The organism is Puniceicoccaceae bacterium (genome assembly GCA_040224245.1).
Taxonomy (GTDB): Bacteria; Verrucomicrobiota; Verrucomicrobiia; order Opitutales; family JAFGAQ01; genus JAKSBQ01.
Genome location: JBEGIR010000021.1, coordinates 1 through 16,459 on the forward strand (window position 1 = coordinate 1; position 16,459 = coordinate 16,459).

Sequence of the window (16,459 nt, forward strand, 5' to 3'; positions counted from 1 at the left end):
CCGGCAAGGCTGAGTGTGGAATCCGCATCGAGCTGAAGCTGAAAATCCGTGAGCAGCAGCAGGGTTTGGATGGATTCCGTTTCATCCACATTGAAGGGAGTGTAAAGGTTGGGCCAGCCAAAGAACTTGTCCTGATAACCGGCGAACAGGTGCAGCTGAGAACGGGGGGTGCGGATTTGCAGGCGCGCGGCATAGCGTTCAAAGGAATGATCGCCTGCTCGGATGCTCCCATCGCTTTCGGAGCGGGCGATGCCCGCATCCCAGGTGATTTGGGTTGAACCGCTGCGTAGCGGTTCGGCAATGTAAAGCGATTGGGTATTCAGACGATTTTCGCCGAACGAAAGAATGAGCTGGCGTACGGGTGCCGACAGGGGGCGCCACCGAAACCGGATTGTGCCCGATGTGGCATTGAAGCCATGCTGGAAATTGGCATATCCGGTCAGCACTTTGGGTTGACCCAACATCATGGGGTCGATGGGTTGTTCGGTCAGGTAGTGACCCGTTTGAGGGTCGAAGATGGCCAGATTGCCAACGGTAAAGCCCGTGTTTTCAAAGGTACCACCGCGAATACTGACATCGCCCTGAGCCTCAGCGAAGTTGCGACTCTGCACATCCACCCGCGCTGCAAAATTGAGCAGGGACACGGGATTTGCATAGGTGGGCAGGGGGGTCTCATTGGCAACATTGACGGCGCGTACCAGATAGGGATCCAGCGTGGTAACACCGTCATCAGACTGCGCACTTGCCATGCCAACTGGCAGCAGGCTGAGCACGAAAGCAAGGGAAGGAGTTGGGAAAAATCGCATTTCAAAGGCAAAGGTGGAGGAATGGATTTTGTCAAATGTTAAGTTACTTGTTAAGTTAACTTAACAATTAATATTGGTTCACACGCATATTCCAGGATCAATTTCCTTGTGCTTAGGTGTGCTTCGGGATTGATTGAAAGTTTTTCTCTCATGAAATCGTGGATTACCGAGCTGCAAAAAACAGCGATTCTGGCATTTCCAATGGTATTGAACCAGGTGAGCCAGCATTTGATCCAGGTGATTGATGCAGCGATGATTGGTCGTGTTGGCGTCATTCCCCTGGCGGCTTCCGCATTTGCAAGCAGCGTGTTCACGATCCCGATTGTTTTCTGTTACGGACTGACACTGGTGGTATCCATTCTGGTCTCCAGTGCTTATGGAGAAGAGGATCAGGCCAAGGCAAACCATGTGCTGCGTGTCGGACTGGTGGTGTCGACCTTCGTTGCAGTCCTTCTGGCCGGGGCGTTCATGCTGGCGGCTCCCATGCTCTCCCTGTTTGGGCAGTCTCAGGAGGTGCTGGAGCAGGCAGGCCCATATTATTTGTTACTGTTGGGTTCACTCGTGCCAGCGATTATTTTTGCCTGTCACAAGAACTACATGGAAGCCATGAACCGTCCCTGGCTTCCCCTGCTGGTTACCATCGGGATGTTGCTTGCCAACGTGGGGCTGAACTGGGTGTTCATTTTTGGCAGGATGGGCATTCCTGCCATGGGATTGACCGGAGCGGGAATCGCAACGCTGATTGCGCGTATTCTTGCGGCTTTGGCACTGATCGCGATGGTCGCACTGGGCGCGCGCTGGCAGTTCCGCTTCCTTTCGATGGACTGGTTTCGCATCCGCCTGTTTGAGGTAAGGGAGTACCTCACCTTGGGACTCGCGAGTGGATTTCAGCTGATCTTTGAAGTGAGTGCCTTTGTATTCGCTGCGATCATGATGGGTTGGATCAGCGAAGCGACACTGGCCGCACATCAGATCGCAATCAATGTGGCGGCTTCCACCTTCATGGTCGTGCTGGGGATTTCCTTTGCAACCACGGTACGCGTTGGGCAGTTTCTGGGACGACGCGATTACGTGGGACTGCGTCGGGCTGGCTGGGTGGGCTGGTTCGCAAACGTGACGTTCATGTCCACCTGTATGGTGGCATTGATTCTGACCCGAAACGTGATTCCGACCTGGTTTGTGGTGGATCCTGAAGTGATAGTGCTGGCTGCGGGATTGCTGGTCATTGCAGGCTTGTTTCAGGTCTTTGATGGTGTGCAGATTGCGATGATGTCGTCCCTGCGCGGCATGCGCGATGTGAAGGTGCCTACGGTGATCGTGATGTTTGTCTATTACGGTGTTTGCCTTCCGCTGGCATACGTATTGGCCTTCAAATTCGGTTGGGACGGAACCGGAATTTGGGTGGGGCTTGCAACCGGACTCGCGCTTTCGGCGGTTTTGCTGACCGTGCGCTTTCACTGGAAGTCCATGAGTCTTGTCCGGGATGGCGTGACTCCGGTCAGGGCTTGACCTCCAGATTGTTGGAGTTGAAGTAAAAAACGCAGCCCCACCGGAGTGAGGCTGCGTTGGAAAATCCGGCAGAAAAAATCGGATCAGAATTTGAACTTCACGTTGCGCATATCACCGCTTTCAAGGAAGGCCTGGTGCATGGCATAGGCCTTCTGCAGGGACGCTGGAGTGTGTCCGTCACTGACCTCGGCGAAATAGCTCTGCAACAACGGACGGTACTCCGGGTGTGCGCAGTTTTCGCAGATCAGTTTGGCCCGCTCCATGGGATCCTTGCCTCGCAAGTCGGCGATGCCCTGTTCGGTGACGACAACCTGCACCGAATGCTCACTGTGATCCATGTGGCTGCAGTTGGGCACCACGGCCGAGATCAGACCACCCTTTGCAACGGATGGGCAGGTGAAGATGGAGATGTAGGCGTTGCGGGTGAAGTCCCCGGAACCACCGATCCCGTTCATCATGTTTTTCCCAAGCACGTGCGTGGAATTGACATTTCCAAAAATATCGACCTCCAGCGCGGTATTGATCGAAATGATGCCCAGGCGCCTGACGATCTCCGGGTTGTTCGAAATCTCCTGCGGACGGAGTAGGATCTTGCGGCTGTAGGCGCTCAGGTTGGAATAGATTCGTTTGACGACGTCCTTGGTGACTGTGAGCGACGTACCACTGGCAAAGCGCACATTGCCCGCATCCATCAAATCGATGACGGAGTCCTGAATGACCTCGGAGTAGAGGTCAAATGCAGGAATATCCGGGTGAGCTCCCATTGCACCAAGCACCGCATTTGCGATGTTGCCGACACCGCTTTGGATGGGCAGAAAGCCCGCCGGAATGGTGCCCTTGGCAATTTCGGATGCGAGAAAATTGGCCGTGTTCTCCCCGATTTTTTCGGTGATGGGGTCACTGGGTTTGAACGGGTTGACCTCATCGGCCTCATTGCTGCGAACAAATCCAACGATCTTCTTCGGGTCCACGCTGACGACTTCACGACCTATGCGCTGATCGGCACGGTAGACGGGAATCTCGCGACGGTGCGGTGGATTGTCGGGCATGTAGATGTCGTGAAATCCCCGCAGTTCGGTTGGGTGATATTCGTTGAGTTCGACGATGATTCGGTCGGCAACCTCAAGAAAGGTGGGGCTGGCACCAACGGAGGTGCTGAGCACGATTTCACCCTTTTCATTTACATCACAGGCCTCGACGATGGCCCAGTTGAACTTTCCGAGAAATCCATATCTCACATACTGTGGCAGCAGTGAGAGGTGCATGTCATAAAACCGGGTCTCACCTGAGTTGATCTGCTTGCGCAAGTTGGGATCAGACTGATAGGGCGTGCGGAAAAGCACCGCGTTGGCTTTGGCCAATTCACCGTCGAGTGACGGTCCGGTGGAGGCACCTGTTACGACGCCCACCTTGAAGGGACGACCTTCGTTGTGCTCAGCGAGTGCCTTTTTGGCGATTGCGCGAGGAATGACCTTACATGCCCCTGCAGGCGTAAACCCGCTGAAGCCGATCACGTCCTCATGTTGGATCATGGATGCTGCCTCGTCGGCAGTCAGTTCTCTTATTCCTTTTGCCCTCATTGGTTTGATAATGGTTGTGGATGCGCGGTGAAAGCGTTGCGCACACGGTATGCTGTCATGTCGTGTAAAATGGATTTGCCCGGTTTTCGGGGGATTGCTGGCTCAGGCGAGAGTGGAGATGAAAAACCCGGCGACCAGTGCGGTGCCGATCACGCCTGCAACGTTCGGTCCCATGGCATGCATGAGCAGAAAGTTGCCCGGATCGGATTTCTGTCCCTCCACATGGGAAACGCGTGCGGCCATGGGCACGGCGGACACCCCGGCGGAACCGATGAGCGGATTGATTGGGGTTTTCGAAATCAGGTTCATGAGTTTGGCCATGAGCACTCCTGCTGCAGTTGCGATGGCGAAGGCAATGACCCCCATGAACAGGATGGACAGGGTTTCCATCGTGAGAAAACTGTTGCCGCTCATGGTGACACCCACGCTGGTTCCCAGCAGGATGGTCACGATGTTGATCAGTTCATTCTGGGCCGCCTTGCTCAGGCGCTCAGTGACGCCGCATTCGCGCAGGAAGTTTCCAAGGAACAGCATGAAAATCAGCGGAGATGCCGCCGGAACGAGCACGATGCAGAACACCATGACGACAACCGCAAACAACAGTTTTTCGAGCTTGTTGACTGGGCGCAGTGACTTCATGCGGATTTTGCGCTCCTTTTGAGTCGTTAGCAAACGCATGATGGGTGGTTGAATGACCGGGACCAGTGCCATGTAGCTGTAGGCGGCTACAGCGATGGGAGCGAGCAGTTCGGGAGCAAGTTTATTGGCCAGAAAAATAGAGGTGGGACCGTCGGCACCCCCAATGATTCCGATCGCTGCACAGGCACCTGTATCAAATCCGAGAAACATTGCTCCGAGGAAGGTTGCAAAGACTCCAAACTGTGCGGCAGCTCCCAGCAGCAATGTGCGCGGATTGGCAATCAGTGGACCAAAGTCGGTCAGTGCCCCCACACCGAGAAAAATGAGTGGAGGGAAGATTTCGAACTCAATGCCCTTGCTGAAGTAGTAGAACAATCCGCCGGGATGATCGCCGATCGGTTCGTTCAGAATGCCCTGTGTAGGCAGATTGGCAAGCAGGGCGCCAAATGCGATCGGTACGAGCAACAGTGGCTCAAATCCCTTCTTAACCGCAAGATAAAGCAGGATGCCGACGACAACCCACATGACCAGCATCTGCCACGAAATTGCGGCGATCCCCGTATTTTCCAAAAGTGTGTTCAGATTAATATCCATGCAAAGACTCCATGATTTGGGATTTGCGCTGTAGAATGCCTTATACCATTCATTATCCGTGCGTTCAGGCGAGTTCGAGCAAGGGCTGTCCCTCTCCGACCTGATCCCCTTCCTTCACGAGAATGGCAGTGACCTTGCCGGCCTTTTCGGCGGTGACATAGGTATTCATCTTCATGGCTTCCATGGTGAAAAGGCGCTGTCCTTCAGAGACGCTCTGTCCCGCGCTGACTTCGATTTTGACGATGCTGCCTGCGAGCGGACTGTGAATGGTGTTTCCTTCACCTGAAGCAGCAGCGGGAGCCGGGTCGGCGGCGGCGGGTGCTGCACTGGCGCTGCCGGATGTGGCGGATTCGAGAGTGACTTCATAGACGGTGCCGTTGACCGTGACGTTAAGTTTTTTCATATGTGAACGAAGCGTTGAAATGGGTGAATGGATGAAGGGTTGTGAATGGGGTCGTTCCTGAACTCAGGGTTTCTTTCGGATGGACTGGATCGTGGCCTTTCCTCCGGTTGCAAAGCTGACGGCTGCCGTGATCACCGCGATGGTTTCATCGGGAATAATGGGACTCGGGTTTGGTCGGGAAACAGGTGCGGGCATCTGGTCGAGTCCCAGTGTCTTGACGAGCTTGCTCATGGCTGCCGTGGCAAGCCAGAGCAGAACGAGGGTTGCGAGGACGACCCCGAACCCGTATAATAGATAGGACACGGCCTCCAAGGTACTCAGTGTGGGCAGCGTGGATGTAGTATCGTGTGGCATGGAAATCAGTTGATTAAGTGATGATAAATGGAATTCAGTTCGATTAGAAAAATTATCATAAGAAATGACAATTATTAAATAATTTTATTGCTACCACCTAGATTAATTTTAAATCCTCATGCAATCATAAAACGTTAAACAGGCTTCAAATTTGGAGCTTCGGAGGTTTGAGAGACTATTAGACATGACGGCATTATCTGAAATCGAACAGGAGTTGCAGGCGACTTTTCCGGCGCACTCCTATCAGGAATGGAAGGATGCGGCTGAGGCGCTTCTGAAGGGAAAACCCTTTGAAAAAGTGCTTGTGACGCCGACCTATGAAGGCTTTGAGCTGCAACCGATCTTTCGGGAAGAGGACCGGGCGCTGCTCCCGTTTGCTGCGGACCTTCCCGGTGCGGGAAGTTATGTTCGGGCACGTTCCGCCAGTGGAGTTGTCGGGGGTCGCTGGAAGGTTTCGCAGGAGCAAACTGGCGCGCGCGCATCCGAATTGAATGCTGCATTGAAACAAGACCTGAACGGAGGTGTGACTGAGGTGCACGTGGTGCTCGACTACGCCTCGCAAAAGGGAATCGATGCGGATCTCGCCCGTGAAGGGGAGGTTGGGGGTTGCGGATTGTCCCTCACGACACTTGAAGATCTTGAAATCGCACTGGACGGAGTCGACCTCCGTGAAGTGAGTCTTTTTGTGGAGTCGGGAACCAGCGCGGTAGCAGTCTATCAAATGCTTCGTGCCTATGCGAGCAAGCGCGGCATCGACCTGAAGCAGCTGCACGGGAACCTGGGGGCGGATCCGATTGGTTTTTGGGCGCGCAACGGAGGCAGTCCGCTGAAGATGGAGGCTGCCATCAAGGAGTTGGCGGGTCCGGTGAGCGACCTTAAGGAATCCGCATTGGGTGTCATTTATGTCGATGGAAACGTGTTCCACAACGCGGGTTCCAGCGCCGTGCAGGAACTTGGATTTTCACTTGCGGTGGCCAATGCCTATTTCAAGCTGCTCCATGAGCAGGGCTTGGATGTGGGTGTGATCGCCTCCAGCATGCGACTGGGACTCGGCATCGGCAGTCATTATTTCCTTGAGATTGCCAAGCTTCGTGCCTCGCGGCTGTTGTGGTCCCGCATGCTTCGGGCATGGGGAGTGGAGTTGGATGTGCTGCCGCTTCACCTGCATGCACGCACCTCGATCTGGAACAAGACGCAGGTGGATCCTTATGTGAACATGTTGCGTGTGACATCGGAAGCGTTTTCCGCAGTGATTGGTGGATGTGACAGTCTGCATGTTGGACCCTTTGATGAGGTGGTGCGTCAGCCCGATGCATTTTCACGCCGCATTGCCCGCAACGTGCATACGATTTTGGCGGAAGAGTGTGATCTCACACGCGTGATCGATCCTGCCGGCGGCTCCTATTACGTGGAGTGGTTGACAGATCAGGTTGCGCAAAAGGCATGGCAGTGGTTTCAAAAGGTTGAGGCAGAAGGCGGCATTCTTGCGGCGATGAAGTCCGGCATGGTTCAGCGCAGCATTGCCGATGTTGCGGCAAAGCGCCTGTCCAATATTGAAACGCGGCGCGACGTCATTGTTGGAACCAATCAATATGCCAACGCGACTGAAAAACCGCTCGATCCGCGTCCGGTCGATTACGCGGCGCTCAAGGCAGAGCGTGCAGCGGCGGTTGCGGTTGCGAAGGGAAGGGCGTCGGTTGGTGATGATTTGGCGCAGGCGTTTTTGGATGGAGCAACCCTGGGAGAAGTGGTGGCAGGCTACCGCGAGGGCAGAGTGGAAGATGTGATTGAAGCACTTCCGACCCGGCGTGCTGCGGAGGCCTATGAGGCACTGCGGGCGGCGTCGGCTTCCTACCGTGCTCAACATGGGCATGCTCCACGTATCTTTCAGGCGAACTGGGGTCCGTCCCGCAGCTATCGCATGCGTGCAGACTGGACATCCGCGTTTTATCAGGCCGGAGGATTTGAGGTGATTAACGACACCGATTTTGAATCGGTTGACTCGCTGACGCAGGCGTTGAGCAACAGCGGTGCGGCCGTTGCGGTGATCACATCGTCTGACGAGGCCTATGCCGAATGGGCTGAAACCCTGGCGCGTGCGATCAAATCGGTGGATGCGTCAATTTATGTGATTCTTGCCGGAGCACCGGGAGAGTCGGAGCAGCGCTGGCGCGATGCGGGAGTCGATGACTTTGTGAACGTGAGGGTCAATAACTATCAGATGCTCGAGCGCTTGATGAAACGGACCGGTGGCATCGCTTGATGTCTGCGGATTTGACCATTCCAAACACCCATTCAAACAAAAAAACACTTTTACACCATGGCACCACAACCGGATTTCACTCAATTGAGCTATCGCGAAGATGCGGCACCAGCTGATCTTCAGGCGTGGAAGGCTCGTTTTCAGGAGCAACTGGGCCGCGACATCGACGAAATGTCTTGGCGAACTGCTGAGCAGATCAATGTCAGGCCGCTCTATACGGCGGAGGATACCCAAGGCATGGTTCACACGCGATACCAGGCAGGCATCCCTCCCTTCCTGCGCGGACCCTATGCCACCATGTATGTCTTTCGCCCGTGGACGGTGCGTCAATACGCCGGATTTTCGACGGCGGAGGAATCCAATGCCTTTTATCGGCGCAATCTTGCCGCCGGGCAGACGGGTCTTTCAGTCGCCTTTGATCTGGCAACGCACCGGGGCTATGATTCCGATCATGATCGGGTCGTTGGTGATGTCGGCAAGGCGGGGGTTGCGATCGACTCCATTCTCGACATGGAGATTCTTTTTGATCGCATTCCGCTGAACAAGGTTTCCGTTTCCATGACCATGAACGGTGCAGTGCTGCCAGTGCTTGCCTTTTACATCGTCGCGGCGCTGGAGCAGGGTGCGAAGCTCGAGGAACTCAGCGGGACGATCCAGAATGATATCCTCAAGGAGTACATGGTGCGCAACACCTACATCTACCCGCCAGTGCCTTCGATGAAGATCATTGCGGACATCTTTGAGTACACTTCGAAGTACATGCCGAAGTTCAACTCGATTTCCATTTCCGGCTACCACATGCAGGAGGCGGGAGCGACTGCGGATCTCGAAATGGCCTATACGCTGGCCGATGGTCGTGAGTACATCCGTGCGGGCATCCAGGCTGGTATTCCGGTAGACGCGTTTGCGCCCCGCCTGTCCTTTTTCTGGGCACAGGGGAAAAACTACTTCATGGAAGTTGCCAAAATGCGTGCGGCTCGCGTGCTCTGGGCGCGAATTGTCAATGAGTTCAATCCGAAAAACCCAAAGTCCCTTGCGTTGCGCACGCACTCGCAGACATCGGGCTGGAGTCTGACCGAGCAGGATCCTTACAACAACGTTGCACGAACTTGTGTCGAAGCGATGGCGGCTTCCCTGGGGCATACGCAGAGCTTGCATACCAATGCGCTGGATGAAGCAATTGCGCTGCCGACCGATTTTTCTGCCCGCATCGCGCGCAATACACAGCTCTTCTTGCAGGATGAAACGGGCATCTGCAAGGTCATTGACCCCTGGGGTGGTTCGTACTACCTCGAATCGCTGACGCAGGAGCTGATTCGAAAGGGTTGGGACCACATCTGCGAGGTGGAGTCCTACGGTGGCATGGCCAAAGCGATTGAAGAAGGTCTTCCGAAGTTACGCATTGAGGAAGCTGCCGCGAGGCGCCAGGCCTGGATCGACAGTGGAAAGGAAACCATCGTCGGGGTGAACAAGTATCGCCTGGAGAAGGAGGATCCGCTCGAAATTCTCGACATCGATAATACCGCAGTTCGCCTCAGTCAGATTGAGCGCTTGAAAAAGCTTCGGGCAGAGCGTGACGAATCCGCGTGCCAGGCAGCATTGCATGCACTGGAAGCTGCCGCCGCATCGGGCAAGGGCAATCTGCTTGAACTGGCGGTTGCTGCTGCTCAGGCACGCGCATCGCTCGGGGAGATCTCGGATGCCTGTGAAAAGACCTTTGGTCGCCACCAGGCGGTTATTCGTTCGATCTCGGGAGTCTACAGCAGTGAGTTTGGAAATCAGGAAGCCATGGAAAAGGTAAAACAGCGCACCAAGGCATTTGAAGCAAAAGAAGGTCGTCGTCCCCGCATCATGGTCGCGAAGATGGGACAGGACGGTCACGACCGTGGAGCAAAGGTGGTGGCAACCGCCTATGCGGATATGGGCTTTGATGTGGACATCGGACCCTTGTTTCAGACTCCCGAAGAAACGGCACGACAGGCGGTCGAGAATGATTGTCACATTGTGGCGATGAGTTCGCTGGCGGCGGGGCACAAGACCTTGTTGCCCCATCTGGTGGCGGAACTGCGCAAGCTGGACCGTGAGGACATGATCGTGGTCTGTGGCGGAGTAATACCGGCGCAGGATTATGATTATCTCTATGAAAACGGTGCATCCGCGATTTTTGGACCGGGCACGGTTATCACAGATTCGGCGAATCAGTTGCTCGATCTTCTGGAAGACCTTTAGGTCTTTGCGCTGAGCATGGCAATGGGTTGTGGGCGCACCCGGTGGTTACTCAGGTATTGGGTTGTCGGGTTCGCCTGTTCCTTCGTCGCGATTCCAATGCCGGGAGCGTGCCCGCCGGCGCCATGCACCCGGAGTCATGCCCGTGTAGTCCTTGAAGGCGCGGTTGAAGCGGGACAGACTGTTGTGCCCAACGGATTCGGCCACCTCGGCAATTCGCATGTTTTCCTCCATCAGCAGACGGCTGGCTTCATTGAGGCGCACCTCGGCCAGATAGTCGCGAAAACGCAAGCCGGTTGACTGGTGAAAGACGCGGCTGAGGTGCTCGGCGCTGACACCACATTGCTCTGCAATTCCACTCAGGCGAAGGGGTTGCATGTAGTGTTGTCTGACGATTGCACAGGTGCGGTGGACCAGTCCCGGCAGTGCGGGTTCGCGTCCGCGCAAGCGCGGATCAGTATCCAACTCTTTCATCACCTCCTGCACCGCAAGGCGCAGCCAGCGACGCAGTGCGGCAACCTGGTTTTCGTTCAGGCATACGGTTGCGTTCCATGCTGCTTTCCATTCATTCCAGGAGATTGCGACCGATTCGCGAGCGAGTCGGATCCACGCGCTTTGACAGGCCTGCAGATCCCTGTGTGCTTCTCGATAGGACATGAGGGCAATGCGCGCGACCAGCTGGTTTTCGACGCGGATTTCATGGACCAGCGAAGTGAGCAGGGCTGGGCATGCAGGAGCGCTGAGGTCGACGGTTGGCAAGTCGCCACGACTCCATTCGCAGTGACTGCAGGGCAGGTGTTGAACGGACTGTTTCCGGAGCAGATTACAGAAGGGGTGATCCCATTTGCGCGGATAGGCACCCAGAACTTCGCCTTCTGGGGATAGAAACACTGCATGCAAGCCGCTGATCCAATGTGCGTCAGTCAGGCATTGCCGCAGTGCATCGCTGTGCGCAAGGCGGATGCGTAAGGCTCTGGAAAGCGTTTGGGGCATGATGGATTGAGAAAGGTGAACTTGCAGAAATTTAGATCAAAAAAGAGCAAAAAATGGAAGCAGCGGTTCTAGATTTGTAGGATAAGATCGAGTAGGATATAAACTGATATCAAAATCTGTAGCAATCTCATTTCACTATTATGAAAACAAGCCAGCCCAAGGATCTCTCGAAAATTATGGAACGCATGAAACTACCGCCGCACGCAGTGGATGTGATTGCCCATGCACCCAAAGTCACCATGGCGGAGAACGTGGACATGTTGATCGATCTTGCGGTGAGGGATGCAGGTCCCGATGGGTGGCATGTGGTTGACTACGAGGTTCCGGGAAAGGGAAGGGTGAAGGAAGCGCGTGTCTGCAGGGTAAAAAATGGGATCTGTGCCAACTATTTTGAACCTTACATGCGCCGCCGGGATCCTGACTGCATGGTCATCGGAGATTCCCTGCCAACCGATAAGCCGACCTATGAGCAACGCTACGGCAAAAGCTTTTCGGAGTTGCGGCAACAGACCTTTGAATGGCTCAAGACTCAGGAACTGGCCTGTTTTGCCTTTACAGCGGGCTTGCCGGGGAAAGGAACAGATGCGCTCGTCATTGCTCCGTCCAATGCAGGTTTTTTTGCACTTGGCCTCGCCATGCTGCAAGGGCTGACGCCTCCCTCTGAGTTACCCTATGATTTTGAACCCAAGGCGATCATTTATGTCGCTCCTCCGTTTCGACACACACACCTCGATGGCAAGCAAGTTGTCGTGCATCATCGTGGAGAAGCGATGCACGAGCTGTTCAGCTACAATCTCTATCCTGGACCGAGCGCGAAGAAGGGAATTTATGGAGTATTGCTGACCATTGGGGAAAAGGAAGACTGGATTACGATGCACTGCTCTGCGGCTCAGATCGTCACGCCCTACGAAAACAGCATTGGCATCTCTCATGAAGGTGCAAGCGGTGGTGGCAAGAGTGAAATGCTGGAGTTGCCTCATCGGGAAGAGGATGGATCCCTTTGCCTGGGTCGCAATACGCTGTCCGGAGAGGTTCGTACGATTACAATCCCCCAGTGTTGCCACATCCGCCCGGTTGCGGACGACATGGCTTTGTGTCATCCGAGTCTGAACAAGGGCAATGGGAAGTTGACCTTGGTGGATGCGGAGGATGCATGGTTTGTTCGGGTAAACCACATTGAGCGATATGGGGTCGACCCTCACCTGGAAAAGTTGTGCATTCATGCCAGTAAACCGCTGTTGTTTCTCAACATTGATGGCCAGCCCGGAGGAACGGCGCTGATCTGGGACCACATCGAAGATGCTCCGGGCCAGCGCTGTCCCAATCCGCGGGTGATTGTTCCCTGTGATGCTGTGCCGCATGTGCATCGCGGCACCCTTGACATCGACATCCGGTCTTTTGGGGTGCGCACACCGCCCTGCACGAGGGAAAATCCGAGTTATGGGATACTGGGCATGTTTCACCTGTTGCCTCCGTCGCTGGGTTGGTTGTGGCGTCTGGTCGCACCGCGCGGGCATGCGAATCCGAGCATCGTTGCAACCGAGGGAATGTCGAGTGAGGGAGTGGGTTCCTACTGGCCCTTTGCAACGGGAAGGCGGGTCGATCAGGCCAACCTCATTCTCAAGCAGATTCTGGACACTCCGAAAGTGAAGTATGTGCTCGTTCCGAATCAGCACATTGGGGCCTGGGAGGTGAGTTTCATGCCACAATGGGTGACTCGGGAGTACCTGGCCCGGCGTGGAGGCGCAAATTTTCAGGCCTCACAGGTGCAACCCTGCCGATGCCCGCTTCTCGGGTGGACTCCCAGTTCGATTCTGGTCGAGGGCCGTCCGATTGGGTCCTGGTTCTTCCAGGTTGAGAAACAACCCGAAGTGGGGCAGGAGGCTTACGAAGCTGGGGCAAAGATTCTGCATGATTTCTTCTGCAAGGAACTGCGTCAGTTTCAGGTTGAAGACCTGATGCCACTGGGCCGGGAAATCATCCAGTGCTGCATGGACAAGGGAAGCCTTGAAGACTATGAAAATCTCATCCCTCACGGCACGCTGGTCCGGGAGGCATGATTTTGTGAGTGCAGCCGAAGCGCCGCTTTGCCAGGTCGCAACCCTATGCAGCCTTCCGCTCTGACGGAAGGTTGCATTGCCTTGCTGTGCTATGATAGAACGCTGGATTCAGGATGACCGGATCTGGTTCTACCCTGATGCTGCAGCGCATGGAAGATTCAAAAGTTAACAAACCGGAATGGGCACCGAGTGAAGCGGGTCCTGAGTTTGCCTCCTTTGTGATGAAGGGGGTGAGCGGGTCGACCCCTGTATCAAGTCGTGCCCGAAAGAAACGGCGAGACTTGTCGGTGCAAGACTATGTGGCGGGAGTGCTCGAGCAGAACCGCACAATCCTGGCACGGGCAATCACCCTGATCGAAAGCAATGCAGAATCCCATCGGGAGCTGGGTCAGGCAGTCTTGCGGGAGCTGTTGCCCCATGCTGGCAAGTCGACCCGGGTAGGAATTACGGGCGTGCCGGGCGCGGGAAAGAGCACCTTTGTGGAATCCCTGGGTGTCACGCTCTGTGAGCGGGGGCATCGTGTTGCGGTGCTCGCGGTCGATCCAAGTTCAAGTCTCAGCGGCGGCAGTATACTCGGTGACAAGACCCGCATGGAAAAGCTCGCTCGCGACGAGCGCGCATTCATTCGCCCGTCCCCGACGGGTGGAGCACTGGGTGGTGTGGCGGAAAAGAGCCGCTCGACCATCGTGCTGTGTGAGGCGGCTGGATTCGATACGATTCTGGTGGAGACCGTCGGTGTAGGGCAGAACGAAACAACGGTTCGTCAGATGGTGGATTGCTTCCTGTTGCTCACGATTGCGGGAGCGGGGGATGACCTTCAGGGCATCAAAAAAGGAGTTGTGGAGCTGGCTGATATTTTTGCGGTGAACAAGGCTGACGGAAACAATATGCTGCGTGCCCAGCGTGCCCGAAGCGAAATGGAAACCGTGCTGCACTACCTCACCCCCTATACCCCGGGATGGAAGATCCCGGCACTGACGTGTTCGGCAAAAACCGGAGATGGGGTGCAGGAACTCTGGTCCAGGGTGGAAGCGTTCCAGGAGCACCTGAGGTTGAAGGGGTTGCTCGAAAGGCGCCGTGCTCAGCAAAACGTGAATTGGATGCACGAGATGATGTTGCAGGAACTCAAGCAGCGTTTTTTGCATCATCCTGCAGTGAAACCCCGGCTCCGGGAACTGGAGCAACAGGTTGCCGGTGGAGAACTTCCCGCCTACACTGCCGCCAGGGATTTGCTCGAAATCTTTTTGAGGGATGCCTGACGGAATCTGGGGCCACAGGTGTGGAAACAGAGATGGCCGCCCTCGAACCTGAAAGGGCGGCCACTGATGTTGTTGCTTTGTATCGTTGTGATCTTTTCGGTGGATTGACTCCGAAAAAGTGTGCGTAATCTGAGCGAAAGCGGGACTAGATTTCGAGTGCTTTGACGCTCGCAGATCCATTGACTGTCTCAAGTTTTACCCTGGGGCCGCCACCGTTGATACGAGCGTGAAGCTCCCGGCGTTTATGTACGGCATCGGCAGGCAGATCGAAATCGCAGTGAATGCCGCCATTCACGGTTTCAATGTCGAGATCAAATGCTGCATTGGCAGGGAGTTTAACCTTGATGCTGCCGTTGACAGTTTCGAAGGAGAGGGACTCAAACGATGCATCAGATGCAAAACTGCATTCAATCGAACCGTTCACAGTTTCCATTTGGGCTTTTGCGTGCAAGTTACTGGCGTGAATCCGCCCATTGACGGTTTCGATATTGACGGAACCCTCCAGTGCATCGGCACTGATGGAACCATTGACGGAATCGAGACCGACGTTCATGCCGGCGGGTACCCGGAGTTGGTATTCCACGGTTGCATTGAGTTGTGATCCCGTGACCCACTGCCAGAAACCGCCCTGTTTGCGCGGTAGTTTGGTTTCCACTTTCAGGGTGGAGCCGTCGGGCTTGATATCGATTTGAATCTGTTCAAGGTAGGATTCGGCATCGGAATCGCTGCCCGCCCGCACCTTGCGGATGGCGATCAGTTCAATCTGATCAGAAGCATCGCCGGTGCAGGTGATGGAGCCGTTGATGTTGGAAACTTCCACGCGCTCGAACTCTGCAGCGGAAAACTGATGAGTGACGCTGTCTTCCAGGCTGGCTGCCTGAGTATATACTGCGGTTCCGAGCCCGATCAAAAGCAGGGAAAGCAGGGTAGGAATAGGGAATGTCTTATGCATGATGAATAGCAGGTTTATTGTGAATGAACATACGCTTGCATCATGCCAAATGTTTCAGATTCCCCGAAATAGGGGAAGAAGCCTGGAAAATCCACTGCCACAGAGCGTGAATTACCTGATAATTTGGCGAGGAATTTAAGATCTTGGCGAAATCGGCCAATTTTGTAGACGATACAACTGAGGCTTTCAGAGTCTCTTAATTCTGAAATTTAGAAAATCTAATACTTGAATACGTGACTATTAGTCATTAGCTTCTGCGTCATGGAAAAACGACCATTTAAAGTGTTAGGAATTCAACAGATCGCGATCGGTGGCCTGGACAAGGGCAAACTGGCTACCTTCTGGGTGGACATGCTGGGTCTGGTCAAGGAGAAGGATTTTCAGAGCGAGCGTGAAAACGTGGATGAGGATGTACTGCTGATGGGCAGTGGACCCCATGCGGTTGAGGTGGATCTGATGCAACCGCTCGATCCCGAAAAAAAACCGAAGGTACATGAACCTGCGCTGAATCACGTCGGCTTGTGGGTAGATGATCTTGAAAAGGCAGTACAGTGGCTGACTGCACAGGGAGTTCGCTTCACGCCAGGTGGCATTCGACCGGGAGCTAGCGGGTACAATGTATGTTTCATCCATCCCAAGGCGAATGAGGAGTTTCCACTCTGCTCAGAAGGAGTTTTGGTAGAGTTGGTTCAGGCCCCGGCAGAAGTGATTGCTGCCAAGTCGTGAACAACTCGAGAGTATTTTTGAGTTGGGTTTCCCTTGCATGGAAATCCCGATGCAAAGTGCTTGTTAAGAGATGATTGTTGTGAAAAACCCCCGGA

General features: G+C 54.8%; 13 protein-coding genes. 6 read left to right on the top strand and 7 right to left on the bottom strand.

Translation table 11 applies throughout. The features are described 5' to 3' along the window. On the bottom strand, window positions 1-806 hold an 806-nt coding region (locus tag ABQ298_03425; GenBank protein ID MEQ9823412.1), incomplete at its 3' end, for a TonB-dependent receptor. Between the two features lie 150 nt (window positions 807-956). Here ABQ298_03425 and ABQ298_03430 point away from each other — a divergent pair. Next, entirely contained in the window at window positions 957-2,315 is a 1,359-nt protein-coding gene (locus ABQ298_03430; GenBank protein ID MEQ9823413.1) for an MATE family efflux transporter, read from the top strand. Between the two features lie 83 nt (window positions 2,316-2,398). Here ABQ298_03430 and ABQ298_03435 read toward each other — a convergent pair whose 3' ends face one another. The 4 genes from ABQ298_03435 to ABQ298_03450 form a co-directional block, all read right to left on the bottom strand. Beyond that, complete coding sequence (locus ABQ298_03435) at window positions 2,399-3,895, bottom strand: succinate CoA transferase (GenBank protein ID MEQ9823414.1); 1,497 nt, start codon at window positions 3,893-3,895, stop codon at window positions 2,399-2,401. A 102-nt stretch (window positions 3,896-3,997) separates the two neighbouring features. Next, window positions 3,998-5,128, bottom strand: a complete 1,131-nt coding sequence (locus ABQ298_03440) for a sodium ion-translocating decarboxylase subunit beta (protein ID MEQ9823415.1) — start codon at window positions 5,126-5,128, stop codon at window positions 3,998-4,000. A gap of 64 nt (window positions 5,129-5,192) precedes the next feature. Further along, entirely contained in the window at window positions 5,193-5,531 is a 339-nt protein-coding gene (locus tag ABQ298_03445) for a biotin/lipoyl-containing protein (protein MEQ9823416.1), read from the bottom strand. A gap of 63 nt (window positions 5,532-5,594) precedes the next feature. Beyond that, window positions 5,595-5,885, bottom strand: coding sequence for an OadG family protein (locus ABQ298_03450; GenBank protein ID MEQ9823417.1), 291 nt, complete (start codon window positions 5,883-5,885; stop codon window positions 5,595-5,597). A 184-nt stretch (window positions 5,886-6,069) separates the two neighbouring features. Here ABQ298_03450 and ABQ298_03455 point away from each other — a divergent pair, with 184 nt between their 5' ends. Then, window positions 6,070-8,148, top strand: coding sequence for a methylmalonyl-CoA mutase family protein (locus ABQ298_03455; GenBank protein MEQ9823418.1), 2,079 nt, complete (start codon window positions 6,070-6,072; stop codon window positions 8,146-8,148). A gap of 57 nt (window positions 8,149-8,205) precedes the next feature. Beyond that, on the top strand, window positions 8,206-10,377 hold the full coding sequence (scpA, locus tag ABQ298_03460) for a methylmalonyl-CoA mutase (GenBank protein ID MEQ9823419.1): 2,172 nt from the start codon (window positions 8,206-8,208) through the stop codon (window positions 10,375-10,377). A gap of 45 nt (window positions 10,378-10,422) precedes the next feature. Here scpA and ABQ298_03465 read toward each other — a convergent pair whose 3' ends face one another. Then, window positions 10,423-11,367 carry an AraC family transcriptional regulator gene (locus ABQ298_03465; protein MEQ9823420.1) on the bottom strand — a complete coding sequence of 315 codons (945 nt, stop codon included), beginning with the start codon at window positions 11,365-11,367 and terminating at the stop codon, window positions 10,423-10,425. 176 nt (window positions 11,368-11,543) lie between these two features. Here ABQ298_03465 and ABQ298_03470 point away from each other — a divergent pair, with 176 nt between their 5' ends. Together ABQ298_03470 and meaB are read left to right on the top strand one after the other, a co-directional pair. Then, window positions 11,544-13,427 carry a DUF4914 family protein gene (locus ABQ298_03470; protein MEQ9823421.1) on the top strand — a complete coding sequence of 628 codons (1,884 nt, stop codon included), beginning with the start codon at window positions 11,544-11,546 and terminating at the stop codon, window positions 13,425-13,427. Between the two features lie 149 nt (window positions 13,428-13,576). Then, window positions 13,577-14,686 carry a methylmalonyl Co-A mutase-associated GTPase MeaB gene (gene meaB, locus ABQ298_03475; GenBank protein MEQ9823422.1) on the top strand — a complete coding sequence of 370 codons (1,110 nt, stop codon included), beginning with the start codon at window positions 13,577-13,579 and terminating at the stop codon, window positions 14,684-14,686. A 145-nt stretch (window positions 14,687-14,831) separates the two neighbouring features. Here meaB and ABQ298_03480 read toward each other — a convergent pair whose 3' ends face one another. After that, complete coding sequence (locus ABQ298_03480; protein ID MEQ9823423.1) at window positions 14,832-15,638, bottom strand: DUF4097 family beta strand repeat-containing protein; 807 nt, start codon at window positions 15,636-15,638, stop codon at window positions 14,832-14,834. Between the two features lie 261 nt (window positions 15,639-15,899). Between ABQ298_03480 and ABQ298_03485 the strand changes: the two genes are divergently transcribed. Next, entirely contained in the window at window positions 15,900-16,364 is a 465-nt protein-coding gene (locus ABQ298_03485; GenBank protein MEQ9823424.1) for a VOC family protein, read from the top strand. Window positions 16,365-16,459: the final 95 nt, after the last annotated feature.